At 70.0% G+C, this 25526-nt stretch carries 24 protein-coding genes; 9 read left to right on the top strand and 15 right to left on the bottom strand.

The genetic code is table 11. The features are described from left to right. Nucleotides 1-11: 11 nt before the first annotated feature. Together AC3B6A_RS03775 and AC3B6A_RS03770 are read right to left on the bottom strand one after the other, a co-directional pair. Complete coding sequence (locus AC3B6A_RS03775) at nt 12-1628, bottom strand: nitroreductase family protein (RefSeq protein ID WP_488400973.1); 1617 nt, start codon at nt 1626-1628, stop codon at nt 12-14. Beyond that, on the bottom strand, nt 1625-2167 hold the full coding sequence (locus tag AC3B6A_RS03770) for a GNAT family N-acetyltransferase (RefSeq protein WP_488400972.1): 543 nt from the start codon (nt 2165-2167) through the stop codon (nt 1625-1627). Before AC3B6A_RS03770 ends, AC3B6A_RS03775 begins: the two co-directional genes overlap by 4 nt. A 178-nt stretch (nt 2168-2345) precedes the next feature. On the opposite strand from AC3B6A_RS03770, the gene AC3B6A_RS03765 reads away from it, so the two are divergent. Next, nucleotides 2346-3269, top strand: a complete 924-nt coding sequence (locus tag AC3B6A_RS03765; RefSeq protein WP_488403503.1) for a histone deacetylase family protein — start codon at nt 2346-2348, stop codon at nt 3267-3269. On the opposite strand, the gene AC3B6A_RS03760 is transcribed toward AC3B6A_RS03765, so the two are convergent. After that, a complete protein-coding gene (locus AC3B6A_RS03760) occupies nt 3254-3754 on the bottom strand; it encodes a hypothetical protein (protein WP_488400971.1) in 501 nt (166 codons plus the stop codon). The genes AC3B6A_RS03765 and AC3B6A_RS03760 overlap by 16 nt on opposite strands. A 379-nt stretch (nt 3755-4133) precedes the next feature. On the opposite strand from AC3B6A_RS03760, the gene AC3B6A_RS03755 reads away from it, so the two are divergent. Beyond that, nucleotides 4134-5309: a TIGR03862 family flavoprotein gene (locus AC3B6A_RS03755; protein ID WP_488403502.1), complete on the top strand. Its 1176-nt coding sequence runs from the start codon at nt 4134-4136 to the stop codon at nt 5307-5309. A 60-nt stretch (nt 5310-5369) separates the two neighbouring features. Continuing rightward, complete coding sequence (locus AC3B6A_RS03750) at nt 5370-5975, top strand: GNAT family N-acetyltransferase (RefSeq protein WP_488400970.1); 606 nt, start codon at nt 5370-5372, stop codon at nt 5973-5975. A gap of 398 nt (nt 5976-6373) precedes the next feature. On the opposite strand, the gene AC3B6A_RS03745 is transcribed toward AC3B6A_RS03750, so the two are convergent. The 8 genes from AC3B6A_RS03745 to AC3B6A_RS03710 all read right to left on the bottom strand — a co-directional run bounded on the left by AC3B6A_RS03745 (nt 6374) and on the right by AC3B6A_RS03710 (nt 14678). Next, nucleotides 6374-7846 (bottom strand): aldehyde dehydrogenase family protein, encoded by a 1473-nt coding sequence (locus AC3B6A_RS03745; RefSeq protein WP_488400969.1) that lies wholly within the window; start codon nt 7844-7846, stop codon nt 6374-6376. Nucleotides 7847-7856: 10 nt separating this feature from the next. Beyond that, nucleotides 7857-8897, bottom strand: a complete 1041-nt coding sequence (locus AC3B6A_RS03740) for a zinc-dependent alcohol dehydrogenase (RefSeq protein WP_488400968.1) — start codon at nt 8895-8897, stop codon at nt 7857-7859. Continuing rightward, a complete protein-coding gene (locus AC3B6A_RS03735) occupies nt 8894-9526 on the bottom strand; it encodes a DUF3156 family protein (protein WP_488400967.1) in 633 nt (210 codons plus the stop codon). Before AC3B6A_RS03735 ends, AC3B6A_RS03740 begins: the two co-directional genes overlap by 4 nt. Nucleotides 9527-9540: 14 nt before the next feature. Next, nucleotides 9541-10977 (bottom strand): APC family permease, encoded by a 1437-nt coding sequence (locus AC3B6A_RS03730; protein WP_488400966.1) that lies wholly within the window; start codon nt 10975-10977, stop codon nt 9541-9543. A gap of 128 nt (nt 10978-11105) precedes the next feature. Beyond that, nucleotides 11106-11918 (bottom strand): LuxR C-terminal-related transcriptional regulator, encoded by an 813-nt coding sequence (locus AC3B6A_RS03725; RefSeq protein ID WP_488400965.1) that lies wholly within the window; start codon nt 11916-11918, stop codon nt 11106-11108. 67 nt (nt 11919-11985) lie between these two features. After that, nucleotides 11986-13359 carry an RNA helicase RhlE1 gene (rhlE1, locus tag AC3B6A_RS03720; protein WP_488400964.1) on the bottom strand — a complete coding sequence of 458 codons (1374 nt, stop codon included), beginning with the start codon at nt 13357-13359 and terminating at the stop codon, nt 11986-11988. 50 nt (nt 13360-13409) lie between these two features. Continuing rightward, the gene (locus AC3B6A_RS03715) at nt 13410-13886 is read right to left on the bottom strand and encodes a LabA-like NYN domain-containing protein (RefSeq protein WP_488400963.1); all 477 of its coding nucleotides are present in this window, start codon (nt 13884-13886) and stop codon (nt 13410-13412) included. 72 nt (nt 13887-13958) lie between these two features. Beyond that, nucleotides 13959-14678 (bottom strand): DUF2076 domain-containing protein, encoded by a 720-nt coding sequence (locus AC3B6A_RS03710; protein ID WP_488400962.1) that lies wholly within the window; start codon nt 14676-14678, stop codon nt 13959-13961. A 143-nt stretch (nt 14679-14821) separates the two neighbouring features. On the opposite strand from AC3B6A_RS03710, the gene AC3B6A_RS03705 reads away from it, so the two are divergent. Further along, on the top strand, nt 14822-15481 hold the full coding sequence (locus AC3B6A_RS03705) for a hypothetical protein (RefSeq protein WP_488403501.1): 660 nt from the start codon (nt 14822-14824) through the stop codon (nt 15479-15481). A gap of 119 nt (nt 15482-15600) precedes the next feature. Here the strand turns inward: AC3B6A_RS03705 and AC3B6A_RS03700 are convergent, their stop codons facing one another. Both AC3B6A_RS03700 and AC3B6A_RS03695 read right to left on the bottom strand, forming a co-directional pair. Then, a complete protein-coding gene (locus AC3B6A_RS03700) occupies nt 15601-16437 on the bottom strand; it encodes an SDR family oxidoreductase (RefSeq protein WP_488400961.1) in 837 nt (278 codons plus the stop codon). 154 nt (nt 16438-16591) lie between these two features. Beyond that, nucleotides 16592-16831, bottom strand: a complete 240-nt coding sequence (locus AC3B6A_RS03695) for a CDGSH iron-sulfur domain-containing protein (RefSeq protein WP_488400960.1) — start codon at nt 16829-16831, stop codon at nt 16592-16594. 124 nt (nt 16832-16955) lie between these two features. Here AC3B6A_RS03695 and AC3B6A_RS03690 point away from each other — a divergent pair, with 124 nt between their 5' ends. Further along, nucleotides 16956-18038: an endonuclease/exonuclease/phosphatase family protein gene (locus AC3B6A_RS03690; RefSeq protein WP_488400959.1), complete on the top strand. Its 1083-nt coding sequence runs from the start codon at nt 16956-16958 to the stop codon at nt 18036-18038. A 94-nt stretch (nt 18039-18132) separates the two neighbouring features. Continuing rightward, entirely contained in the window at nt 18133-18897 is a 765-nt protein-coding gene (locus AC3B6A_RS03685; RefSeq protein ID WP_488400958.1) for a substrate-binding periplasmic protein, read from the top strand. 735 nt (nt 18898-19632) lie between these two features. Here AC3B6A_RS03685 and hrpB read toward each other — a convergent pair. Next, nucleotides 19633-22164, bottom strand: coding sequence for an ATP-dependent helicase HrpB (hrpB, locus tag AC3B6A_RS03680; protein WP_488400957.1), 2532 nt, complete (start codon nt 22162-22164; stop codon nt 19633-19635). Nucleotides 22165-22356: 192 nt separating this feature from the next. Here hrpB and pmcY point away from each other — a divergent pair, with 192 nt between their 5' ends. Genes pmcY through AC3B6A_RS03665 form a run of 3 tightly spaced genes read left to right on the top strand, consistent with a single transcriptional unit; the run spans nt 22357 to nt 24180 of the window. Continuing rightward, nucleotides 22357-22773 carry a periplasmic Zn2+ metallochaperone PmcY gene (pmcY, locus tag AC3B6A_RS03675; RefSeq protein ID WP_488400956.1) on the top strand — a complete coding sequence of 139 codons (417 nt, stop codon included), beginning with the start codon at nt 22357-22359 and terminating at the stop codon, nt 22771-22773. Between the two features lies 1 nt (nt 22774). Continuing rightward, nucleotides 22775-23287, top strand: a complete 513-nt coding sequence (locus AC3B6A_RS03670; RefSeq protein ID WP_488400955.1) for a DinB family protein — start codon at nt 22775-22777, stop codon at nt 23285-23287. Then, nucleotides 23284-24180: a cation diffusion facilitator family transporter gene (locus tag AC3B6A_RS03665; RefSeq protein ID WP_488400954.1), complete on the top strand. Its 897-nt coding sequence runs from the start codon at nt 23284-23286 to the stop codon at nt 24178-24180. Before AC3B6A_RS03670 ends, AC3B6A_RS03665 begins: the two co-directional genes overlap by 4 nt. On the opposite strand, the gene AC3B6A_RS03660 is transcribed toward AC3B6A_RS03665, so the two are convergent. After that, nucleotides 24173-25297, bottom strand: coding sequence for a DUF6515 family protein (locus AC3B6A_RS03660; protein WP_488400953.1), 1125 nt, complete (start codon nt 25295-25297; stop codon nt 24173-24175). The genes AC3B6A_RS03665 and AC3B6A_RS03660 overlap by 8 nt on opposite strands. Nucleotides 25298-25526: the final 229 nt, after the last annotated feature.

The raw sequence follows: 25526 nt of genomic DNA, 5'->3' as shown, positions 1-25526 counted from the left end.
GCGTGGTTTCCTCAATTGCGGTCTTGCTGAAGTGGGAGGCGGCGCGGCGCCGGGTAGGCGGGAAGGCTGGTGAGGCGTTCGTCCCATACCGCGCGGCCGATAGTGAAATGATAGAGGCTGACCGGGCAGTCCGGCCCCCCGCCGAGCAATTCGTCCAGCGCCGGATCGAAATAGCAGCCGATGCCGGTGCCCGACAGCCCCGCCGCCTCGGCCTCCAGGTAGAGCAGCTGGCCGACCTGCCCGGCTTCCCAATACAGGCGCGGGTAGGTCCAGGCGCCTTCGCCCAGGGCGGCGTCGAGGTCGGCGAGCATGGCGAAGGCGACGCAGCCGTCACTGGCGATGTCCTGGCCGCAGGAGAGGAAGGCGGACAGCCCGCGCGCATCGCCCTCCAGCAGGCGGTACAGCGGCAGGCCCGAGTCGCCGGCCGGTTGCCACTGGAAATCCTCGCGCAGGCCGCCCGGCGCGCGGCCGCTGCGGCCCAGCCAGTAGAGCCCGGGCGCCAGGCCCTGGACGCGGTGGACGAACAGCAGCAGGTCGATGCGCGCCGGCTCGCCAGTGCAGGCCAACGGCACCGGCGAGCGCTCCGGCAGCAGGCGGCGCAGCCAGGCATGGAGCAGTTCGGCCTGGATGCCGCTGCGGCCGTCCATGGCCTGGGCGCTGCGCCGGCGATGGAGGATCGGGCGCAGTGGCAGGCCGGGGTTATCCACGGCGGGTTCGGCTTCCTGCGCGGACCAGTCCCGCACCGGCAGCGCGGGCGCGCGGCACAGCGGATGCACACGCTCCAGCTCCGGCCAGTGCCGGTAGTCCCGCGACAGGCGATTGGGCGTGCCGCTCAGCGGCAGATCGGCGAGGCCCTTGAGCAAGGTATCGGGCAGCGGGAACTCAGCGGCCTGCGGCGGACCGACCCACAGCAGCGCGTCCACGCACTCGCGCTCGTCGAAACCGCCGCGGTCGAGGCCGAACACGGCGTCCAGACGCGCCTCGGCAACGCCGCGCAGCAGACGCACCTCCCAGCCCTGGATGGCCGCCGCGATGCCCAGGCAGGCCAGCGCATGGCCCAGGTCGTGATTGCAGTAACGGTAGGCGCGCTCGCCATATTTCCAGGCCTCGCGCCAGGCGATGCTGGCCAGCGCCAGCAGGCAGCCGCCGGCCGGAAGCGCCGCGTCCAGTCCGCCGGCCAATGACGCGGGCAGCTCGGCGCGCACCTCCAGCACATGCTCGTCGGCGCTGTAGTGCGCCAGCAGCGCGGGGTTATCCACAGCCCCCGGGGGCAGCAGCAGATAGGCCTCGGTCGGGTGCAGGTTGCCGCTGGACGGATTGACCCGCAGCGCCCAGCGGCTGCCGCCGGCCTCCTTCCAGGCCGACAGCGCCAGGCTGTCGTAGAGCAGCTGCGAGAGGCTCTCCAGGGTCAGCGGCGCGGGCTGGCCGATGGGCCCGGCGAACACCTCGTCGTAACCCGGCGACTCTTCCTGCGGCCGCTGCAGCAGCTCGATGACGCGCGCGCCGGCATAGCGGCGGAACGGCGCCGGCTGGGTCGCCCAGTCGAGCTGGCCGGGGCCGGGGGCGAAGCGCTCCGGGCGGTGGCTGCTGAGCGCGTGGTAGGCGCGCACGCCGTCTGCGGGTGTCATGGCCGACGAATCCGGTAGAGCACGTGCCGCCGCAGCGCATGGCCTTCCGGCAGGCGCGGATGCTCGAAGTCGCCGGCCTCGTCCCGCTGCATGCCCAGGCGCTGCATCAGCCCTTGCGACGGCAGGTTGGCCGGCACGGTGAAGGACACCACTTCCGCCAGCCCCAGCGAATCGAAGGCGAAATCCAGCACCGCGCGCGCCGCTTCCAGCGCGTAGCCCTGCCGCCAGTAGGCGCGGTTGAAGCGCCAGCCGATTTCCACCGCCGGAGTGAACGCCGCCTCGAAGGGCACCCACTGCAGGCCGAGCACGCCGATGAACGCGCCGTCGTCGCGGCGCTCGACTATCCACTGGCCGAAGCCGTGCGCGTCGAAGTGCAGCAGGACGCGCGCGGCCAGCAGGTCGCTGTCCTCGCGGCTCAGGCAGGCGGGGAAGTGGCGCATCACCTCGGCATCGGCGTTCAGCGCGGCGAAGGCCGGCAGGTCGGCGGCGCGCCAGGGTCGCAGGAGCAGGCGCCCGGTGCTCAGGCTGGGAATGTCCATCGGCGGCATCGCGGTTCATCGAAGACGTACATGATACCCGGCGAAAGGCACGCAGGCGGCAATCCGTCGGAACGGGCGCAATCGATCAGGCCCCTCGGGGCCGGCGCACGGCCGGCCCTTTCATCCGCCTGCCCCGGCGACGTACCCTGTGGCGCATCGCCTTCGCCCCGCCGACGCCATGCCGCTGCCCCTGGTCTACCACGACGACTACAGTCCGCCGTTTCCGGACAACCACCGCTTCCCGATGGAAAAGTTCCGCCTGCTGCGCGATCACCTGGTCGACAGCGGACTGACCCGCGACACCGAGCTGCTGCGCCCGGAACCCTGCCCTGTGGATATCCTCGCCCTGGCCCACGACCGCGCCTACATCGAGCGCTATTGCAGCGGCGAGATGGGCCGCGAGGAACTGCGCCGCCTCGGCCTGCCCTGGAGCGAAGCGCTGGCCCGGCGCACCGTGCGCGCGGTGGGCGGCTCGCTGCTCAGCGCGGAACTCGCGCTGAAGCACGGCCTGGCCTGCCACCTGGCCGGCGGCACGCACCATGCGCACCACGACCACGCCTCGGGCTTCTGCATCTTCAACGACCTGGCGGTGATCAGCCTCTACCTGCTGGAAAGCGGCAAGGCCAACCGCGTGCTGATCTTCGACTGCGACGTGCACCAGGGCGACGGCACCGCGCGCATCCTGGAAAACGTGCCGGACGCGGTCACCGTCTCGCTGCACTGCGAGAAGAACTTCCCGGCGCGCAAGGCGCAGAGCGACTGGGACATCCCCCTGCCGCTGCACCTGGGCGACGCCCAGTACCTGAAGGTGGTGGAAGAGGCGCTGGACTACCTGCTGCCGCTGTACCAGCCGGACATCGTGCTCTACGACGCCGGCGTCGACGTGCACCGGGACGACGCCCTGGGCTACCTGCAGCTCACCGACGCCGGGCTCGCCGCCCGCGACGAGCACGTCATCCGCCGCTGCCTTGCCAGCGACATCCCGGTGGTCGGCGTGATCGGCGGCGGCTACGACAAGGACCGCCAGGCCCTGGCGCGGCGCCACGGCATCCTGCACCACAGCGCCGGCCGGGTGGCGGCGGAGTTTCAGCTGACGCGGTAGCGCGAATTGTTGGTGCACATGCGCGACGGCGCGCGCCCCTGCTCCCAGCGCTCCCACTCGGTCTCGGAGTAGCCCAGCAGGGCCGCGGCGTACTGCTGGCCGTCCGCGCCGAAGACCTTCTCGCAGACACCCAGCACCTGCTCCGGTACGTGGTGCATGAGCAGCTCCTGGGCCTGCAGGGGGCCGGCGCGCTCCAGATGGCGCGGCAGGAAACGGTTCCAGAGGGTGAACAGGTAAAGGTTGTGCAGCGCCACCTGCAACGCGATGCGTTCGAGCAGCTTCCGCTCGAGCTTCAGCGGCGACTGCGCGAGGTTCCTTTCCAGGCGCACCAGCATCTGCGCCACGGCCTGGTTCAGCAGGCTACGGATTTCATCGCTGGGCAGGCTCTGAATGACGATATCCACGCCATTCACGCGTACCCGCGTATCGCTGCCTTCGCTCCACAGGTGAGCTTCGTGGGAGCGGAGATAATCACGCACTTTCATAGACAGACAGGCCCTTTTTGCAACAGGCCGGCATGCTGACGGATTCACAAAAGCGCCCGAATCCGGCGCATTCCCCTTCACTTGTAGGATCTTTCTGGTGAGCCGCTCACGGGGATGATCCGGTGCCTTCAGGCGACCGCGTCCGAGGTTGTCCACGGCAACTGTGGAGCAGCCTGTGGATAAGCTGCGGGAAAGCGCGTGCAGCGCCGATGCGCGCGGCGTCCGGCGCAACTGGCTGGAAAATGTTCAGCCGGAGCGCCGGGCCGCTGCGCTAGAATTGCGCCCCGATCGCACCTTCCCGCCTGGCCGCCGCATGACTCACACCTCCGCCCCCGCACCCCGCACCGCCGCCATCGTCGGCGCAGGCCCCGCCGGCCTGATGGCCGCCGAAGTCCTGGCCGGCGCCGGAGTCAGGGTCGAGCTGTTCGACGCCATGCCCTCGGTCGGGCGCAAGTTCCTGCTGGCCGGCGTGGGCGGCATGAACATCACCCATTCGGAGCCGCGCGAGGCGTTCCTGTCGCGCTACGGCCAGCGCGCCGCGAACCTCGCGCCGCTGCTCGACGCCTTCGACAACCAGGCGCTGCGCCAGTGGATCCATGGCCTGGGCATCGACACCTTCGTCGGCACCTCCGGCCGCGTCTTCCCCACCGACATGAAGGCCGCGCCGCTGCTGCGCGCCTGGCTCAAGCGCCTGCGCGAGGCCGGCGTGACCTTCCACACCCGCCACCGCTGGCTCGGCTGGGACGCCGACGGCACCCTGCTGATCGACAGCCCGGAGGGCCGGCGCCGCATCGCCGCCGACGCCGTGGTCCTCGCCCTGGGCGGCGGCAGCTGGCAGCGCCTGGGCTCCGACGGCGCCTGGGTGCCGCTGCTGCGCGAACGGGGTGTGGATATCTCGCCGCTGCGCCCGGCCAACTGCGGCTTCGAGGTGGAAGGCTGGAGCGGGTTCTTCCGCGACAAGTTCGCCGGCGCGCCGGTCAAGCCGGTGGCCATGGCCCTCGACGGACAGGCTTCGCACCAGGGCGAGTTCGTCGTCACCGCCGGCGGCATCGAGGGCAGCCTGGTCTACGCGCTGTCCGCCGCCATCCGCGAGCGCATCGAACAGCACGGCAGCGCCACGGTGCAGCTCGACCTGCTGCCCAACCGCAGCCTGGAACAGGTGGCGAAAGCCGTGGCGCAGCCGCGCGGTTCGAAGTCCATGGCCAACCACCTGCGCGGCCGCCTCGGCCTGGACGGCGTGCGCGCCGGGCTGCTGCGGGAGTTGTCCACCGCCGCCGACTACGCCGATCCGCAGCGCCTGGCCGCCTTGATCAAGGCCCTGCCGCTGACCCTCGCGCGCGCTCGCCCGCTGGACGAAGCCATCAGCAGCGCCGGCGGCGTGACCTTCGAGGCGCTGGACGCGGGCCTGATGCTCAAGGCGCTGCCGGGCGTGTTCTGCGCCGGCGAGATGCTCGACTGGGAAGCCCCCACCGGCGGCTACCTGCTCACCGCCTGCTTCGCCAGCGGCCGCGCCGCCGGGCTCGGCGCGCTGAAGTGGCTCGAAGCGCAAGGCTGAGCGCTGCACTTTTTGGAACCATGGTGCTAGATTCTCGACTCCCACCCAGGAGTCACCTGCATGCCACTGACCTTCCGCCGTGCCCGCCCCGATGATGTCGACGCCGCCATCCCGCTGATCTACAGCTCCGGCCCCGACGCCTTCGACTACGCCTTCGCCCGTCCCGGCCGCAACAGCGCCCAGGACTTCCTGCGCCATGCCTTCCTCCAGGGCGGCGGGCAGTTCGGCTGGCGCCAGCATTGGGTCGGCGAGCGCGACGGTGAAGTGGTGGCGGCGGGAACGATGTTCGGCGGCGAGGTGAACCTTGGCTACATGCTCGCGGCCATGCGCCAGATTCTCGGCTACTTCGGACTCGGCGCGCCGAGGGTGATCGTTCGTGGCCTGCAACTGGAACGGATCATCTGCCCGCCGCCCCGGCGCACGCTGTACCTGGCGCACCTGGGCGTCTCTCCGGGCCTGCGCGGCGAAGGGCTGGGCAGCCAGTTGATCGACCACTTCCTGCAATGCGGCCGCCACGCCGGCCTGCCGATGGCGGCACTGGACGTCTCGGTGGCCAACCCCAGGGCCCAGGCACTCTACGAACGCCTGGGCTTCAGCGTGCAGGTCGAGCGCACCTCGACACTGCCCGGCGTCGCCAGCCACCGCTACATGCAGCGACCGCTCTGAGCCGCACTCGGGCACAGGGCCAAGCGGTGGATAACGTCGAACCTTATCCACCCTACGTTCCTACGACAGCAGAGGAATCTCAGGCACGCGCAGAGTCCCGTCAGGAGGCCGAGTGGAGGTATTGCGCAGAGGGGCGAGCGGCATGGATGCCGCGAGAGGCTTGAAGGGCCATGGATGGCCCTTGCAAGCCGACCCTCGGAGCAATGCCGGAAGGAGGGCAGTCTGAGCGAAGCGAAGACCCGGATGTCGGGACGAGTCCTTTTGGTTCCTTTTGGGACGCCAAAAGGGACTTGCCCGGGAGGGCGAAACAATATCTCCCAGCACACACCGAAGCGGCGCAGAAACACCGACCAGAACGGCGAATAACGCCTTAGGCATTATTCGCCCTACGTTCCCAACTACTTCAGGTACCACCCCCACGGCTGGTCGGAGACATACTCGGTCACCTGCTTCACCTCCAGGTAGTTCTCCAGCCCCCAGACACCCAGTTCGCGGCCGATGCCGCTCTGCTTCATGCCGCCCCAGGGCGCCTGGGTGAAGGTCGGTTGCGAACAGTTGACCCAGACGATCCCCGCGCGCAGCCCGTCGGCCACCCGTGCGGCGCGCTGCGGATCGCCCGACATCACCGCGCCAGCCAGGCCGAAGCGGCTGTCGTTGGCCAGCCGCAGTGCCTCGGCCTCGGTCCTGAAGCGCTTCACGCAGAGCACCGGGCCGAAGATTTCCTCGCGCCAGACCGTCGCGTCCTCGGCCGGCTCGTCGAAGATCGCCGGTTCGACGAACCAGCCCTCGTCCAGCCCCGCCGGGCGCTGTCCGCCGGTGAGCAGGCGGGCGCCGCCGGCCCTGCCCTGCTCGATGAAACCGAGCACCTTGTCGTACTGCCCCTGGCTGACCAGCGGCCCGAGCAGCACGCCCGGCGAAAGACCGTTGCCGATGCGGATGGCACGGGTCGCCTCCACCAGACGCTCGATCAGCCGCGGCGCGATGCCCTCCTGCACCAGCAACCGCGAGGTGGCGCTGCACACCTGGCCCTGGTTCCAGAAGATGCCGAACAGGATCCACTCCACCGCCGCCTCGACATCGCTGTCGTCGAAGACGATGAAGGCCGACTTGCCGCCCAGTTCCAGGCTGACATTCTTGATGTCCTGGGCCGCCGCCGACATGATCCGCGAGCCGGTCGGCACGCTGCCGGTGAAGGCCAGCTTGTCCACCCCCGGGTGCTGGCTGAGCGGCCCGCCGGCCTCCGCGCCCAGCCCCGGCAGCACGTTCAGCACGCCCGCCGGCAGCCCCACGGCGTCCGCCGCAGCGGCCAGTTCCAGGGCGCTCAACGGCGTCAGCTCGGACGGCTTGAGCACGCAGGTGGCGCCGGCCGCCAGGGCCGGGGCGACCTTCCACGACGCCATCAGCAGCGGGTAGTTCCACGGGATGATCTGCCCGGCCACGCCCACCGGCTCCTGCCGGATGCGGCAGCGGAAGCGCTCGTCGGGTAGCGCCAGGACCTGGTCCTGACGGCCGTCCAGCTCCCGCGCCAGCCCGGCGTAGTAGCGGAAGCAGCCGATGGCATCGGCCACGTCCCACTGCGCCTCCGGCAGCGGCTTGCCGTTGTCGCGCACCTCCAGCTCGGCCAGGCCGTCCTGGTTGCGCTCCAGCTCGTCGGCCAGGGCTTCCAGCCACTCGGCGCGCTCCGCGCCGCGGCTCTGTCCCCAGCCCCGATTGAACGCCTGGCGCGCCGCGCGCACGGCGTGGTCGACGTCTTCCTCGGTCGCCGCCGGCACCTCCCGCAGGGGCTGTCCGGTGGCGGGGTCGTAACTGGTGAATCGGCCGTCCCGGGCCGGACGGGTCCACTGCCCGTCGATATACAGTCGCTCGCGCATCGTGCCCTCCTCAGGCGATCTTCAGGACCTTGCGGCCCACCACCCGGCCGTGGCGGATGTCGTCGAATATCTGTCCGATCGCGTCCAGATGAGTCATCGACACCTGCGCCTTGACCAGCCCCCGCGCGGCGAACTCGACCGCCTCGTGCAGGTCCTGGCGGGTGCCGACGTTGGAGCCGCGGATCGACAGTTCCCAGTTCACCACGCGGTCGATGGAGCTGCGCACCTGGTCGGCGCGGCCGCCCGGCTGGCCGATGTAGATCGCCGTGCCGCCCGGACGCAGCAGGGTGACGGCGAGTTCGAAGGCCTGCGCAGCGGTGGCGGTCACCAACACGCCGTGCACACCGCCCAGTTCCTCCTGGATCGCCCGCTGCGGGTCGGAGCCGATCTCGAAGACCCGCTCGGCGCCGAGGCTGGCGGCCAGCTCCAGTTTCTCCGGGGCGACGTCCAGCGCCACGACCCGCATGCCCATGGCGCGGGCGTACTGCACGGCGACGTGCCCCAGGCCACCGATGCCGATCACCGCCAGCCACTGGCCGGGGCGCGCGCCGGAACGTTTCAGGCCGCGGTAGGTGGTGACGCCGGCGCAGAGGATGGGCGCCAGCGCGTACAGGTCGACCCCCTCCGGTACGCGGGCGACGAAGGCGGCCGGGGCGATCATGTACTCGGCGTAACCGCCGGGCTTGCTGTAACCGGTGGCCTCGCCGGCGCGGCAGATGGTTTCCATCCCCGCCCGGCAGTACTCGCAGGCACCGCAGGCGCTGTACATCCACGGCACGCCGACCGCGTCGCCCAGCTCCAGGCCGGTCACGCCCTCGCCCAGCGCGACGATGTGGCCGGTGACCTCGTGACCGGGGATCAGCGGCAGCATCGGCGGCGTCGGCCAATCGCCGTCGCAGGCGTGCACGTCGCTGTGGCAGACGCCACAGGCCGCCACGCGGACGAGGATTTCCCCCGCCCCCGGGCGCGGCACCGGGACACGTTCGAGGCGCAGGGGGCCGCCCAGTTCGCGCAGGACGGCGGCGGTCATGGTGCTCGGCAATTCGTTCATGCTGATTTCCTCATGGCAGGCTGACGGATGGATGGATGACGGAAGCTGTGCCGACAGGCAGTGGATGACGCGCTCAGCAGATCGCGGCACAGGCGCTCGATCAGCAGCACGCTGCCGCTGACCTCTGACGGTGTCGGTTGGCGCACGTAGTTCAGGGGTGGCAGGAGCACCCAGACGTAGTCGCCGTAGCTGGGCCGCAGCTCGAAGTCGCAGCGCTGCGCGACGGGGTCGTAGCGCAGCGTCAGGCGCACCAGTTCCAGGCTGCGGCACAGCGCCAGCAGCTCGGCGTCGGCGTTCAACGCGGCGGCCAGGGCATGGCCGCTGGCGCCGCCGTCGAACTGCACGCGCAGGCTGCGGCGGCTCCAGCCGCGATGGCGCAGTCTCAGCTGCAGCGGCTGGCCGCCCAGGTCCAGCGCCAGGCGTGCCTGCCAGCGCAGGCAGTAGAGGCGGCCGAACAGGCGGCGCACGACGCGCTGCTCCAGGCTCAGAGCATCCGCCAGCAGGGCATGCCCCGGCAGGGCCTGCTGGCGGCCGTCGCACTCGACGAAACCCAGGTACTCGGTGAAACGCCCGGCGGTGGCGCGCAGCACGGCGGCGGCCCGCCGATCGACGATCCGGTAGAGATTCATGGAAGGCTCCCCGCTCAGCGCAGCTTCAGGTGTTCCGCCGACGGGAAGGCGTGGCCCGGCGCGGCGCGGTCATCCTGCTCGCTGCGCTGGCTGATGCCGTGGAGGATGTCCTGCAGCGGTATCGGGCTGAACAGGCGCTGGCCGGTGCGCTTGAGGTAGACCACTGCGAACAGGACGATCAGCAGCGAGGAACACAGCGCGATGGTGAGCACCTGCGGATCACCGACCAGGGTGCCGATCATGTACAGGCACGCGCCGATGCCAATCAGCTGGGGCAGCGGATACAACGGCGTGCGGAACGGCCGTGGTGCCTGCGGGTAGCGGCGCCGCAGGATCAGCACGTCGACCTGGGCGATCAGGTAGGACATCAGCCAGGTGGTGCAGGCAACCCCGATCATCATGGTGATCAGGCCGATGTCGGCGGCGTTGAGCATCGCGTAGCCGATCACGATGAGCACCAGGCCGACCACGAAGAAGATGCCGAACCAGGGCGTCCGCGCGGTCGGGTGCAACCAGCAGAACACCTTGGGCAACAGGCCCTCGCGGGCGAGCCCGTAGAGCATCCGCGGCACCGCCACCAGGTAGGTGTCGCAGGTGGTCACCGCCGCCAGGATCGACACCGTGCCCATGATCACCAGCCCCGGCGTACCGAGCATGGCGGCGGCGCCGTCGACGTGGGGGATGGTCGAGGCGGCCAGCGCGTCGAGCGCCATGTAGCGGGTGATGCCCAGGCCGAACAGCAGGTCCACCAGCCAGATGCTCGCGCAGCCGACGATCATCGCCAGCGGGATGGTCCGCCCCGGATGCTTGACCTCCTCGGCCAGCGGCGCGACGAACTCCATGCCGATGAACAGCCAGATCGCCAGGCTCAGGTGGCTGGCCTGCTCGCTCCAGCCCAGCGCCGAGAACGCCGGCTGCTGCGCCAGCGGCGGCAAGGTGCCGATGCCGCTCAGGCCCCAGGCGCCCAGCAGCCCGAGCAGCGCCATCATGCACAGCGCCAGGCTGGTCTGGACCCGGCCGAAGGACTCGATGCCGCGCAGGTTGATGATCACCAGGAAGGCCAGGAGGAGCAGCGACCAGGCGTACCAGGGCACGCCGGTCAGGCGCTCCAGGGATTGCCCGCCGATGATCATGTTGGTGCCGCCGTCGGTGCCGACCAGCACGATGTAGCCGGCCAGCACGGCGAACAGCGCCGGCAGCTTGCCCAGCGCCGGCAGGGTGTATTCGCCGACCATTCCGGCGCCGGGGAGCATCGCCGCCAGCTCCGAGTAGGACATGGCCACGCACAGGATGATCACCAGCGCGCCCAGCGCCACCAGGCTGAACGCCGGGCCGGAAACGCCATAGCCATTGCCCAGGGCGACCATCGCGGTGCCGGATACCACCAGCCCCACCGAGGTCGAGTAGGCCGCCCAGAACCCCAGGCGCCGATTCAGCTTCAACTCGCTCATGCTCTCCCACTCCGTCTTTTGTTGTTCTTGTCAGGCAGCCGCACGCATCGGTTACGAGCGTGGGGCTACGCTAGCAACCGGCGATTGGCGGGGAACATATCCCCCTGGGGATAGAGGCAGCGGGAGACTCAGGCGCCGGGGCCGAGCTCGGCGAGATCGCGGATGAACAGGCCGAGCAGCTCCGACTGGCTGCCGATGCCGAGCTTGGCGTAGAGGTTCTTGCGGTGGATCTTCACGGTGCCGGGGGTGATCACCAGTTGCTCGGCCACCGACTGGTTGGAATGGCCGCGCAGCAGCAATTGCACGATCTGCCGTTCCCGGGGCGTCAGCAGGTGCGCGCCGAAGCCGTCGAACACCGCCTGGATCGCGTGGTCGCGTTCCTGCTCGGCGCGCGGCCGGCCACCGCGATGCTGCTCCCAGGCCCGCTGCACCACCTGGCCGGCCAGCGCACCGGCGCACTCCAGCAGTTCCAGCTCATGGCCCAGGTAGGCTGGCCGCTCGCTGGCGCGCATCAGCGAGAGCACGCCGCGGGTGTCGTCGGGCAGTTCGACGAAGTAGGCGATCTCCTCGCTCAGGCCCAGGCGCCGGTAGTAGGTCAGGAAGTATTCGCCGCGGTAGAAATGGTCCGGGGCAAACTGGCGCAGGCTGTACAACCCCTCCGCCTGGCCACGGGTACAGGCCAGGTAGAACGGGTCGAGCAGGTAGGGGCCGCGCAGGTAGTCGTCGACGAAATAGCGCTGGCGGTCCGCCGGGAAGCTGTCGAACAGCGCCACCGGGCGGTAGCTGCCCTGGTAGACGAACAGCACCAGGTAGTCCACCGGGCAGAGCGTCTGCAACCAGCGGCCCAGCGCCGCCAGCTGCGCCTGGCCCACTGGCCGCTCGAGCACCTGGATCGAGCCGCGGGTCCAGTCCTTGAGGAACTTCTGGCTGTAGGAGGTCATGACTCGGGCCCTCGCCAATGGAGCCCGCACTATAAGCACAAGCCCCAGGCGCGAGAATCCCGGCGGGTCAGCGTGCCGGCTTGCGCTTGCCCGCCGGCGCCTTGCCCACGCCACCGCCCTTGCCGGCGGGCGCCTTGCCCCCCAGCCCAAACCCCGGCGCCTTGCGCACCGCCTTGACCTGCGGCTTGTCGTCCAGCAGCGCGCCGAGGTGGACCTTGCCCGGCTTGCCGTCCGGCACCTTGGGTTGCTTGGGCTTCTTCGGTTTCTTCAGCACCTGCCCGCCCGGCGCGGTGACGGGCACCCGGTGGTCCGGCTCGAAGCCGTCTTCGTCGCGGCGCTGCAGGGTCTGGCCGATCAGCGTCTCGATGGCCGCCAGTTGCTGCACTTCGTCGGCGCAGACCAGCGAGATCGCCTGCCCGCTGGCGCCGGCGCGGCCGGTGCGGCCGATGCGGTGCACGTAGTCCTCGGGGACGATGGGCAGGTCGAAGTTGACCACCAGCGGCATCTCCTCGATGTCCAGACCGCGGGCGGCGACGTCGGTGGCGACCAGGAAGTCCACCTCACCGGCCTTGAACCGCGCCAGCGCGCGCAGGCGCGCCGGTTGCGGCTTGTCGCCGTGGATCGAGTCGGCGCGGATGCCTTCGGCCTGCAGCAGGCCGACCAGTTCGTCGACGCCCTTGCGGGTCTTGGCGAACACCAGCGCCTGGCGCCAGCCCTGCTCGCGCAGCAGGTGCAGGAAGAGTTCGGCCTTGCGCTTCTTGTCCACCGTCACCAGATGCTGCTTGACCGTCCTGGCTGCCGTGTTGCGCGGCGCCACGTCGATGGTCAGCGGGTCGCGCAGCAGGTTGCGGGCCATCTGGCGGATGGCGTCGGAGAAGGTCGCGGAGAACAGCAGGGTCTGCCGGCGTTTCGGCAGCGCGGCGAAGACTTCGTCCAGCTCGCGGGCGAAGCCCAGGTCGAGCATGCGGTCGGCCTCGTCCAGCACCAGGGCCTGCAGCTGGGTGAATTTCAGGGCGTTCTGCCGGTACAGGTCGAGCAGCCGGCCGGGGGTCGCCACCAGCACGTCGACGCCCTTGCGCAGCTTCATCATCTGCGGGTTGATGCTGACCCCGCCGTAGGCCACGGCGGTGCGCAGCGGTACGTGCTGGCCGTAGGCGCGGAAGCTCTCGTGGACCTGCTCGGCCAGCTCGCGGGTCGGCACCAGCACCAGCGCGCGGATCGAGTTGGCGGCCACCTGCGGGCCTTCCTGCAGCAGCTTCTGCAGCAGCGGCAGGGCGAAGCCGGCGGTCTTGCCGGTGCCGGTCTGGGCGGCAGCGAGCAGGTCGCGGCCCTTGAGCACGGCGGGAATCGCCTGGGCCTGGACCGGCGTCGGGGTCTGGTAGCCGAGCCCGTCGAGGGCGCGCAGGAGGGGGTCGATCAGGCCGAGGGAGGCGAAGGTCATGGAGCGCTCGCAGGTGCAGTCGGGAATGGGCGGCATTGTAGCCGCAAGGATCAGGAACGCAGCAGCAGCGCGCCTTCGATGGGCACGTAGCGGCTGGCGGCGCGGATCAGCGCCTGGGCGGTGAGGCCGGGCACGCCGTAGGCGGTGGCCTCGGTGCCGCCGGCGCGGACGCGTTCGAGCAGCAGGTCGAAGTCGCCGTCGCCGGAGGCCAGGACGATTTCGTCGACCTTGGGCGCGGCGTCGAGGATGTCGATGGTGATGCCCACGTCCCAGTCGCCCTTGGCCGAGCCGTCGCTGCGCTGGATGTAGGGCTTGAGCTTCACGGTGAAGCCGAGCTTGCGCAGGATCTGCTGGAACTGCTGCTGCTTCGCGTCACCGCGGTCGATGGCGTAGGCGTAGGCCTGGACGATGCTGCCCTGGGCGCTCAGCTCGGCCCACAGGGCGGCGTAGTTGAAGTGGCAGCCGTAGGCCTGACGCACGGTGTAGTAGAGATTCTGTACGTCGGCGAACAGGGCGATGGTCTTCAACGAGGGCTCCGGGACACGAACGGCGGGGGCGCATTATCGACAGTGTGCCCGGCCCCCGCCAGTCCCGGCGGATCAGCTGAACATGTCGCCGTCGTCGTCGAAGAAGCCGGAATCGCCGCCGTCGTCGTAGTTGGCGTCGCTGAATCCGCTGTCGGCGTAGTGCTCGCCGCCGGAGAGCGAATCGTCGGAATTCGAGGGTTCCGGCTGCGCCGGCGCCTCCTCGCGGATCACCTCGACGATCTCCTGCGGCTGGCTGTGGTGGAACATGCCGGTCAGCAGGTCCGCCACCACCATGCCGCCGGCCACGCCGGCCGCGGTCTGCAGTGCGCCGCGCATGAAGCCGCCGCCTTGCGGCGCGGCCTGGGCGGGCGCCGCGGGGCGCCAGTCATTGGGGTTGCCGGCGTTGGGATTGCTGGCGTAACCGGCGCTGCCGCCGGGCTGGGAGAAGCGCGTCTGGCCCCAGCCGTCCGGGCGCTGCTGCGCTTGGGCCGGACGCTGCTCCTGGCTCTGGCCGCCGCCGAACAGCCCGGCGAGGAAGCCGCCGCTGCTCGGGCGCTGCTCCTGGGCCTTGGCCTGCTGGGCCTCCAGCTCCTTGACGCGCTGGTCCAGGCGCTTGATCGCCGCTTCCTGGATCAGCATCGCCTGGGCCATGTAATAGGGCGCCGCCGGCTGCTGCACCAGATGCCGGTTGATCTGCGCCTCGGCCTGGGCGTCGCGCGGCGCGGTCTGCGCCTCGGTGTCGCGCAGGCGGGCGAACAGACCATCGATCAGGGATTGCTCTTCGGAATTCATGACAGGCCTCGAGGGAGCGGGATGTTCAACCGAACATGGGTTCGGCAGGGCAAAAAACAAGTTTCGCTGTGGGAAATGTCCTACCTTCAACTGAAGGTTTGCTTAAGTTAGAGTCGAGGCCCGTCGATCCGTCTCCCATGCCGATGAATCCCATCTCCGTCCTGCGCGATACCTGGTTCTTCTTCACCCGCCACCTCGGCACGCTGCTGCCGCTGTGCCTGCCGTGGATCATCGTGGAAACGCTGGTGCAACGGCAGATCGACGTCGCCGCCGGCTCGCAGAACTTCGCACCCTGGGGCATGGCCGCCGGGCTGGTGTTCTATCCGCTGTACACCGCGAGCCTGATCCTCTTCCTGATCGACCGTGGCGAAGGCCGCGAACGTGGCGTCCGCGAGTTGTGGAACGCCGCGCTGCGGCTGTGGCCGGCCTTCGCCCTGCTCTCGGCGCTGACGTCGCTGCTGATCGTGATCGGCCTGTCGCTGATGGTGCTGCCGGGCATCTTCATCATGGTCAAGATGGCCTTCTCCGAGTTCCTCCTGGTGCAGCGCGGGCAGTCGCCCATCGACGCCATGCGCGAGAGTTTCCGCCTGACCGCGGGCCATTTCTTCCTGCTGCTCACCACCGCCCTGGCGATCCTCGCGCCGGTCTGGCTGGCCGAAGGCTGGATCACCCAGGTCACCCAGGATTCGCCCGGGCTCGGCGTGATGCTGCATTCGGCCAGCGGCTTCTTCCAGCTGCTGCTGACGGTGGCGGCCTACCGCATCTTCATCCTCAGCGCCGAGAACCCCGAAAGCACCGCCTGACACCGGGCGGCGCGTGGATCGTCCGTAGGAGCGGAGCTTCTCCGCGATGCTCCTGGAGCGCCTGCCGGCGCTGTTCGCGAGCAAGCTCGCGCCTACAGGCGCCATCAGCCCTGGCCGGATCATTGCCCCGGCTTGAGCCCCGACATCCTCGGCACCAGCAGCTTCTCGAACAGGCGCGGGAAGAAGCGCGCCAGGAGGCGTGCCCGCCAGTTGACGTTGGACAGCACCAGCAGCCGCCTGCGCCGCAGCGCGCCCTGGTAGATCGCCTCGGCCACGTCGAGCGGCGAGGCCACTTCGCTGCCCAGCACCGCCGCCGGCTGGCGGATCACCGAGCCATCGCCGAGCAGCGCGTTCTTGCGCAGGTCGGTGGCGGTGAAGCCGGGGCAGGCCAGCGTCACCGCCACGCCGCTGCCGGCGAGCTCCATGCGCAGCGTGTCGAACAGCCCGTGCAGGGCGTGCTTGCTGGCGTTGTAGGCGCTGCGGTAGAGCAGCGGGGCGAAGCCGGTCAGCGAACTGAGCACGATGATCTGCCCGCGCCGCGCCAGCAGGCTGGGCAGCGCCGCCTGGGTGCAGTGCAGCGCGCCGTAGAAGTTCACCGCCATGACCCGCTGGAACACCGCGAGCTCGGTGTCGGCGAACAGGCTGCGGTGGGTGATGCCGGCGTTGTTCACCAGCACGTCGATGCCGCCGAAGCGTTCGATGGCCAGCGCCACGCAGCGGCGCACCGCCTCGGCGTCGGCGATGTCGCAGCGCAGGCCGAGCGCTTCGACGTTGAGGTGCTCGCGCAGGTGCTGGACCAGGCTGTCCAGCGCCGCCTGGTCGAGGTCGAGGATCACCAGGTGCGCGCCGGCGCGGGCGAAGCGCAGCGCCAGGGCGCGGCCGATCCCCGAGCAGCCGCCGGTGACCAGCACCACCTTGTGCCGATAGGCCTGGCGGGCAAAAAGTGTGCGCGGCATGCCAGCCTCCTCAGAGCCTGCTCAAAGTCTCGCCGAACGCAGCTCAGGCAAGGCAGAAACAGGCGAAAAAGCGCAGTTTACGCGCTGTAAATGAGCATTTTGAGCCTGTTTCTAACGCCGCATGAGCAAGTGCAGGCAGACATTGAGCAGGCTCTCAGAGGGATGCGTGGGTGCCGTCGCAACACGGCGGCGTGTGGGTGTGCTTGCAGCCGCAGAAGAACAGCAGCTCGTCCCGCGGGGCGCAGTACTTCAGCGGGAACAGGCCGGTGCCCTTGTGCGAGCCGTCGCAGAACGGCTGGTTGGCGCTGCGCCCGCAGCGGCACCAGAAATACTCTTCGCCGGCGTGGACCTCCACCGCATAGGGTCCGCGCTGGGCGATCAGCGCTTCGGTCATGGAGCGAACCTCCCGGCGCTGCCGCGCCTCAAGGTTGCAGGATGCTTCGCGGAGGAAACGCGCAGGTGAAATGCGCGGTCACAGACACTATCCTCTCGCACATCAAGGATAGTCCCTAAGCTCGATGAACCTCTCGCTGCCACGCCGCATCCTGTTCCTGGCCCTGATCCTCCTGCTCCTCGCCGCGACCGCCGGCGCCTGGCTGCTGGCCTGGCGCCCCGCCGAGCGCGAGGCGGTGGCCGCGCAGTGCCGCGCCCCCGCGCCGCAACTGCAGCCGGGGCAGGTGCTGAAGGTGATGACCTGGAACATCCAGTACCTGGCCGGCAAGCGTTACATCTTCTGGGACGACCTGCCCGACACCACCGGGCCGGACGCCCGGCCCAGCGCCGAGGACATCGCCTACAGCCTCGACGAAGTGGTGCGGGTGATCCGCGACGAGGCGCCGGACATCCTGCTGCTGCAGGAAGTCGACGACGGCGCGGCGGCCACCGGCAAGCAGGACCAGCAGGCGCTGCTCGACGCCCGCCTGGCCGACCTCTACCCCTGCTCCAGCGCCGCCTTCGACTGGAAGGCGCGCTTCGATCCCAACCCCCACGTGTTCGGCAGCGCCGGGCGCAAGCTGGTGACCTTCAGCCGCTTCCAGATCAGCGCCGGCGAGCGCATCGCCCTGCCGCGGCGCTCCGCCATCCCGCTGCTGAGCCTGTTCGCCCCGCAGCCGGCACTGCTGCAGAGCGAGCTGCCGATCCGCGACGGCGGCAAGCTCAGGGTGATCAACACCTGGCTGAATCGCCCCAACGGCGACGACACCCCGCAGCGCCAGGTCGAAGCCCTGGAAGCCCATCTCAACGCCCTGCAAACCACCAGCCAACCCTGGCTGCTGGGCGGCGACCTCGGCCTGCTGCCGCTGGGCCAGTATCCTTTCCTGCCCGAAGTGCTGCGCGCGCCCTACCGCGCCAACAGCGAGCTGAACCTGCTGGCGGCGCGCTTCCCGGTGATCCCGGCGGTGCAGGAATCCGGCGGCGCCGACCAGGAACGCTGGTACACCCACTTCCCCAACGACCCGCGCGTGCACAACCCCGACCGCACCCTCGACTACCTGTTCCACAGCCCGCGCCTGAGCCGCATCGACGCGGGCGTGCGACGCAGCGACACACTGCGCATCTCCAACCACCTGCCGCTCACCGCGCGCTTCCTGCTGCCGCATTGAGCGCTGCCGCACGCCGGCGCCGGCCGCCGCTGGACAAGCGCGCGAACGCCGACGCATGCTGCGCCGGCCGAAACGCCCCTGACCGCAGGTAGCCATGCTCCTTCGCCGTATTGCCTGGCTGATTGCCACGCTGTTCTGCCTACATGCCAGCGCCAGCGACAACCCCAGCCTGGCCGACCGCCTGCCGCGGCCGCTGCCGGCGCTGGAGGTCGGCTACTACGAATTCCCGCCCTACACCTACACCGCCCCGGACGGCAGCACCCACGGCAGCGGCGCCGAGCTGGTCCGGCGCATCCTGCTCAAGGCCGGCTACCGCGCGCACTTCCGCTCGCTGCCCAGCGCGCGCCTGTACCTCGGCCTGCAGGACGGCAGCGTACAACTCTGGGCCGGCGCGCCCGGCAAGCCCGAGCTGGCCGACAGCACCCTGGAGTGCGAGCGCACCCTCGGCCACGCCGACCTCAACCTCTACCGCCTGCCCTCGCGCGCCGCACCGCGGCTGCCGCAGGGCCTGGCCGACAGCCGGATCATCCTGATCAGCGGCTACAGCTACTGGAAGCCGGTCACCGACCTGCTGGAAGACCCGCAACTGAGACTGAGCCTGCACCGCACCAGCACCCACGTGGCGGCGCTGCAGATGCTCGAACGCGGACGCGGCGACTACCTGATCGACTACCAGGCGCCGGTGGAACAGGCCCTCCGCGAACTGCAGATGCCGCCGCTGGCCTTCGACCGCCTGTACAGCGTGCCGACCAAGCTGATCGTCTCCCGCCGCGCGCCCAACGCCGAAGCCCTGCGCGCCCAGCTGGACCGCGCCTACGACGAGCTGAAGGCGGCGGGGTACGAGATGGAATTGCCCTGAGCGGCCTCCCGCGACAGCTCTTCGTAGGAGCGGACCTTGTCCGCGAAGCTCTTGAGCGGGGCCAATCGCGGACAAGGTCCGCTCCTACGAAAAGCCTCTCGGCGCAGATCGTCGATCGGCTCAAGAGTCGGGGCTGATCGAGGACGGAGGCTAGGCGCCCCGTCTCTCCTGAAAAAGCCGCCCGTTCCGTCAAGACTGCCCGTTCCGTAGGAGCGGACTTCGTCCGCGATGCTTTTGCTTTCCGTAGGTGGATAACGCTAAGCGTTATCCACCGTTCTTCGTGATCGGTGTTTCTGCGCCGCTTCGGCGCGTGCTGGGACTTCTTGTTTCGCCCTCCCGGGCGAGTCCCTTTTGGCGTCCCAAAAGGAACCAAAAGGACCCGTCCCGACATCCGGGTCTTCGCTGCGCTCAGACTGCCCTCCTTCCGGTATCGCTCCGAGGGTCGGCTTGCAAGGGCCATCCATGGCCCTTCAAGCCTCTCGCGGCATCCATGCCGCTCGCCCCTCTGCGCAATACCTCCACTCGGCCTCCTGACGGGACTCTGCGCGCGCCGGAAACCTTGGCTGCTCCATGCTGGGAGCGGCTCTTCGTAGGATGGCGTGGAGCGAAGCGATACCCATCGATCGCGACACCGGCAGCATGGGTATCGCTCCGCTCCACCCATCCTACGGCCCTGCCATGGTGAGCAGTGATGCTCCCCGATCGCGGAGAAGCTCCTACGAGATCAAAAGCGCCTCAGCCCTTGCGTGGCTTCGCCCGCGCCGTCGGTTCGGCGATCAGGGGATCGTCCGGCCAGTAATGCTTCGGGTAGCGCCCCTTCAGGTCCTTCTTCACTTCCGCATAGGTGCTGCGCCAGAAGTTGGCCAGGTCCTGGGTCACCTGCACCGGCCGCTGCGCCGGCGACAGCAGGTGCAGCTTCACCGCCACCCGCCCGCCGGCGATGCGCGGCGTGTCGGCGAGACCGAACAGCTCCTGCAGGCGCACCGCGAGCACCGGCGGGAACTCGGTGTAGTCCAGGCGGATGTTCGAGCCGGACGGCACCTGCAAGGTGCGCGGCGCCAGTTCGTCGAGACGCTGCGGCAGCGGCCAGGGCAGCAGCGCATGAAGGATTCCCGCCAGCTCCAGGTTGGCGAAGTGCGCCAGCCGCGAGACCTTGCCCAGGTATGGCTGCAACCAGTCTTCCAAGGAGGTCAGCAGCGCGGCATCGCTGACGTCCGGCCACTCGCTCTCGCCCTTGCCCTCCATGTCCATCCGCCGCAGCAGCGCGACCCGCGCCTGCCACTGGCGCAGCTCCGGCGTCCACGGCAGCAGTTCCAGGCCCTTGCGCCGCACCAGGCCGAGCAGCGCACGGCTGCGCGCTTCCGCGTCGAGATTGGGCAGCGCCTCGCTGGACAGCACCAGTTCGCCGACCTTGCGCTGGCGCTCGGCGCGCAGCACGCCTTCGCGCTCGTCCCAGTCCAGTTCGTCGTGGACGCTGACCTGCTCGGCGAGGATCGACTCGAACAGCGCCGGCTCCAGCGCCGCCGCCAGATAGATGCGCTCCTCGCGCTGGCCCTGGCGGCTGCCCAGGTCGGCGATCACCAGCCAGGGCTCCTTCATCAGCGCGTCCGGCTCGCCGAACAGCGCGGCGCGGCCGTTGGCCAATCGATATTCGCCGCCACCGGCGCGGCGCTGGCGGGCGATGCGGTCGGGGTAGGCGAAGGCCAGCAGGCCGCCGAGCCAGCGCGGATGATCGGGATCGGCGACCGGCTCGCGGGCCGGCCCGCGCAGGTAACCCTTGAACTGCCGCGACAGCTGCCGCACCCGCTGCACCGCGCCACGGCTGGCGCGCGGGGCGCTCTGTTCGCCGGCCAGCAGGGCGATGCGATGGTGCAGGTCGGCGTCGTTGCCGCGCAGGATGTCGCGCTCGCCGAGCAGCGCGGCGAGGTCGCAGGCCAACGCGCCCAGCCCCAGCGCATGACCGCGCAGCAGCAGGTGGGCGATGCGCGGGTGCGCCGGCAACTCGGCCATGGCCTGGCCGTGGGGCGTCAGGCTGCCGCCGCCGGTGCGCGAGGCCAGCGCGCCGAGGCGCTCCAGCAGGTCGAGGGCCTGTGCGTAAGCGGCGGCGGGCGGCAGGTCGAGCCAGGCCAGCTCCTGCGGGGCAACGCCCCAGCGCGCCAGTTGCAGGGCCAGCCCGGCGAGGTCGGCCTGGAGGATTTCAGGCGTGCCGTGGGCCGGCAGTTGATCGTGCTGCGCCTCGGACCACAGCCGGTAGCAGGCGCCCGGCTCCAGGCGCCCGGCGCGGCCGGCGCGCTGGGTGGCGGAGGCGCGGGAGATGCGCTGGGTGTCCAGGCGGGTCATGCCGCTGCCCGGGTCGAAACGCGGCACCCGCGCCAGCCCGGCGTCCACCACCACGCGCACGCCGTCGATGGTCAGGCTGGTCTCGGCGATGTTGGTCGCCAGCACCACCTTGCGCCGGCCCGCCGGCGCGGGCTCGATGGCGGCGCGCTGGGCGTCGAGGTCGAGCTCGCCGTGCAGCGAGCAGATGAGGATTTCCGCGCGGCCGGCCAGCGCCTCGCCCAGTTGCTCGGCCACGCGGCGAATCTCCGCCTGGCCGGGGAGGAACACCAGCAAACTGCCGGACTCGTCGGCCAGCGCCTGCTGCACCGTCTGCACCACCCGCGGCTCGATGAACTCGCCGGCCTGCCACGGCCGGCCCCAGCGGAGTTCTACCGGGAACATGCGCCCCTCGCTGCGCACCACCGGCGCGTCGTCGAGCAGCGCGGCGAGCCGCTCGCCCTCCAGGGTCGCGGACATCACCAGCACCTTCAGCGGCGGCTCGTCGCGCAGCAGGGCGCGGCCGTTGAGAGTCAGCGCCAGCGCCAGGTCGGCATCCAGAGAACGTTCGTGGAACTCGTCGAAGATCACCAGGCCGACGCCGTCCAGCGCCGGGTCGTCCTGCAGGCGGCGGGCGAGGATGCCTTCGGTGACCACTTCGATGCGCGTCTTCGGGCCGACCCTGCTGTCCAGGCGGATGCGGTAGCCCACCGTCTCCCCCACCCGCTCGCCCAGCTCGGCGGCCAGGCGCTCGGCGGCGGCGCGGGCGGCGAGGCGGCGCGGCTCCAGCATCAGGATCGACTGGCCGGCCAGCCAGGGCTCGTCGAGCAGCGCCAGCGGCACCCGGGTGGTCTTGCCCGCGCCGGGCGGCGCTTCCAGCACCACCTCGTGGCGCGCGGCCAGGGCCTGGCGCAGCTCGGGGAGGACGCTGTCGATGGGAAGGGCGTGCATGCCGGCTCCGTTGGATTCAGGTTTCATGGGGCGGTAACCCGGCGGACGCGCGGGTCGGCGATTATACCGGGCGAACCGCGACCCGGACCCGGCAGTCTTAGAAGCAGCGAGCCCGCACAGCGCGCGAATCTGCCAGCCGCGGGATGCGGCTCGTTGATATAGTTATCCGCATCATCCTCCCGGAGGTTCTCCATGCGTCTCGCTACCCGAGTGTCCTGCGCGGTTCTGTGCACCACCCTGCTCAGCCAGCTGACGGCCTGCGGCACCATTTTCTACCCCGATCGCCGCGGCCAGATCGACGGCCGCATCGACCCGGCCATCGTCGCCTTCAACGCCATCGGCCTGTTGTTCTACATCATCCCGGGCCTGATCGCCTTCGGCGTAGACTTCGCCACCGGCGCCATCTACCTGCCCGATTCCAAGTACTCGGTGGCGCCGGAGAAGCTCAAGGATGCAGTGAGCGAAGACGGCACCGTCGACACCGCCAAGCTCAAGGCCATCATCGAGCGTGAAACCGGCCGCAGCCTGCCGCTGGACGACCCGCGTCTGATCCAGCGCAGCGGCAGCCTCCAACAACTCGCTAGCCTGGGCCTGAGCCCGGAGGCTTGATATGCATGGCGCTCTCGCGACACACCTTCAGCAACTCCTGGCGTACCACCAGTGGGCCTACGACCGCATCCTGGAGGCGGTGGCGCCCCTGGATGAGACGGCCTACCGCGCGCCGCGCGGGCTGTTCTTCGGCAGCCTGCACGGCACCCTGAACCACATGGCGGTGGCCGATCGCATCTGGCTCGCCCGCGTGCAGCAGGAGCCCTGGCAATTCGAGCGCCTGGACGCCGAGGCGGCCCCCGACCGCGACAGCCTCGCCGCGTTCCTCAAGGAAGGCGTCGACGCCTGGCGGCTGTGGCTCGGCAAGCAGACCGACGCCACCCTCGGCGCCCCGCTGGAGTACCGCAACATGGCCGGCCAGGCGCACCGCCAGAGCCTGGCCAATATCATCCAGCACGTGATCAACCACGGCACCCACCACCGCGGCCAGATGAGCGCGGCGCTGACCGCCGTCGGCCAGAAGGCGCCGCTGCTGGACTACATCTACTTCCTGCCGGACCGCATGGACACATGATCACCCACGCCAGCCATTCCCATCTGCTGCGCCTGGCGACCTTCGCGTCGCTCGGCGTGGCCATCACCCTGGTAGTGGCCAAATCCATCGCCTGGTGGTTCAGCGGCTCGGTCAGCCTGCTCGCCGGCCTGACCGACTCGCTGCTCGACGGCGCCGCGTCCTTCCTCAACCTGCTGGCGGTGCACTACGCCATCCGCCCGGCGGACGACGACCACCGCTACGGCCACGGCAAGGCGGAGTCCCTGTCCGGGCTGGCGCAGGCGCTGTTCATCGCGGTGAGCGCGGTGCTGGTCGGCACCCAGGCCATCGACCGCCTGCAGCATCCGCAGCCGGTGGAGGCCGCCGGCTGGGGCATCGCGGTGATGGTGCTGTCGCTGGCACTCACCGCCGGCCTGTTGATGGTGCAGGGCTATGTGGTGAGGATCACCGGCTCCACCGCGGTGCGCGCGGACTCCCTGCACTACCGTTCGGACCTGCTGCTCAACAGCAGCATCCTGGTGGCGCTGGTGCTGGCGCAGTTCGGCTGGCAGCAGATGGACGCGATCTTCGGCCTGGGCATCGCCCTGTACATCCTCTGGAGCTCCATCCAGATCGCCCGCGAGTCCGTCGCCGTGCTGATGGACGAGGAACTGCCGCCGGACGTCAGCACGCGCATGCTCGAACTGGTGCGCGAGGTGCCCGGCGTGCTCGGCGCCCACGACTTGCGCACGCGGATTTCCGGCACCCACTGGTTCGTCCAGCTGCACCTGGAACTGCCCGGCGAGCTGCCCCTGACCAAGGCGCATCAGCTGTGCGACGAGGCGGTGCTGGCGATCCACAAGGAATTCCCGCGGGCCGACGTGCTGGTGCACGCCGACCCGCAGGAAGTGGTGGGCAACGAGACCATCAGTTGACGCTGTAGCCGCGCCCGCTCAGGCACGCGCCGAGGGCGCGGCGATAGTTGTCGGCGACGTAGGCCGGCGGCGCGTAGTTCGCCGAGGCCGGGTCGAAGCCGCTCTGGCTGGCCGCCCAGCTGTGGCACTCGTAGCGATCGCGGTTCTGCTGTTCCGGCCCCTGGCCGTACAGCGGGTAGGCGATCACGTCGTAGGCCGACTGTGCCGCCAGCGGCTGCTCCACGGGCGCCGGCACCACCTCGTACTCCTGCGAACTGGCCAGCCACAGGTAATAGGTCCCGGCGGCCAGGAAGTAGCCGATGCTGCCGATCCACACCTGCTCGGCGTAGGACGGCAGGTAGCGCACCCGCATGCCATAGGGCGGCGCCACCACCACGTAGCGCGCGCCGTACGGGCGGTACCAGTAGCCGTCGTTGAAGAAGTAGTCCACGCCCCGGTAGGGCACGCGGTAATGCCCGGCCGGCACCCCGCTCACCACATAGCCCGGACGCCAGTACGAGGGATGCGGTCCCCAGTTGCCGTGGGAAGGCGGCGGCCGCCCCTGCCAGCCGCCGGGAGGCGGGCGCGTGCCACCCTGCCAGCCCGGCCGCTCGGAATGACCGTCCTGCCATTGGCTGGTGGTGCCGCCGCCGATGGGCCGGCCCTTCCACTGGTCATTGTCGCCCGGCGGGCGGATCCCCGGACTGGCGTTGCTGGCCGGAGGGCGCCCCGACCATTGCCCGGCGTTGTTGCCCGGAGGATTGCCGTGCCAGTCATGGTCGCCCTGCGGGCGGCCCTGCCATTGGCCGTTGGCGTTCCCCGAGGGATGACCCTGCCACTGGCCGTTGCCATTCCCCTGCGGGCGGCCTTGCCACTGGCCATTGGCGTTCCCCTGGGGACGCCCCTGCCACTGCCCGCCGCCGTTCTCCGGCGGGCGCTGCTGCCAGTTGCCCATGGGACGCCCCGGCCCCTCGTGGGACATCGGCGTCCGGCCCCCGGCGTTGCCGCCACCCTGGGCGGCGCCGGGCCGGCCCTGGGACTGGCCGGTCAGCTCCGGCGGTTCGGCCGCCAGCGCCTGGGCGGCGATGGCCAGCGAGAGCAGAGCGACTCCGGCGAACGACCCAATGCCCGATTTCATGGACTCCTCACCTCGGCAACGGCCGAAAAACAGCGATGTGACAATGCCATAGACCACGGTGAAAGCCACGTATTGCAAGGCGCTGAGTAAAGTCAGGGTAAAGATGGCGGGCGTATCGCGGGCAAGAAAAAAGGGAGGCTTTTCAGCCTCCCTCCGGGGATCTCGTCCTGCTCGTCGCTGTTGGCGCCGGCTCACCTCGCTCCGCCTTCTGGGCAGTGCGTAGCCCGGG

The organism is Pseudomonas sp. B12(2026) (assembly GCF_057767015.1).
The sequence above is the reverse complement of the archived record's forward strand: the minus strand, read 5'-3'. Positions and strand labels throughout refer to the sequence as shown.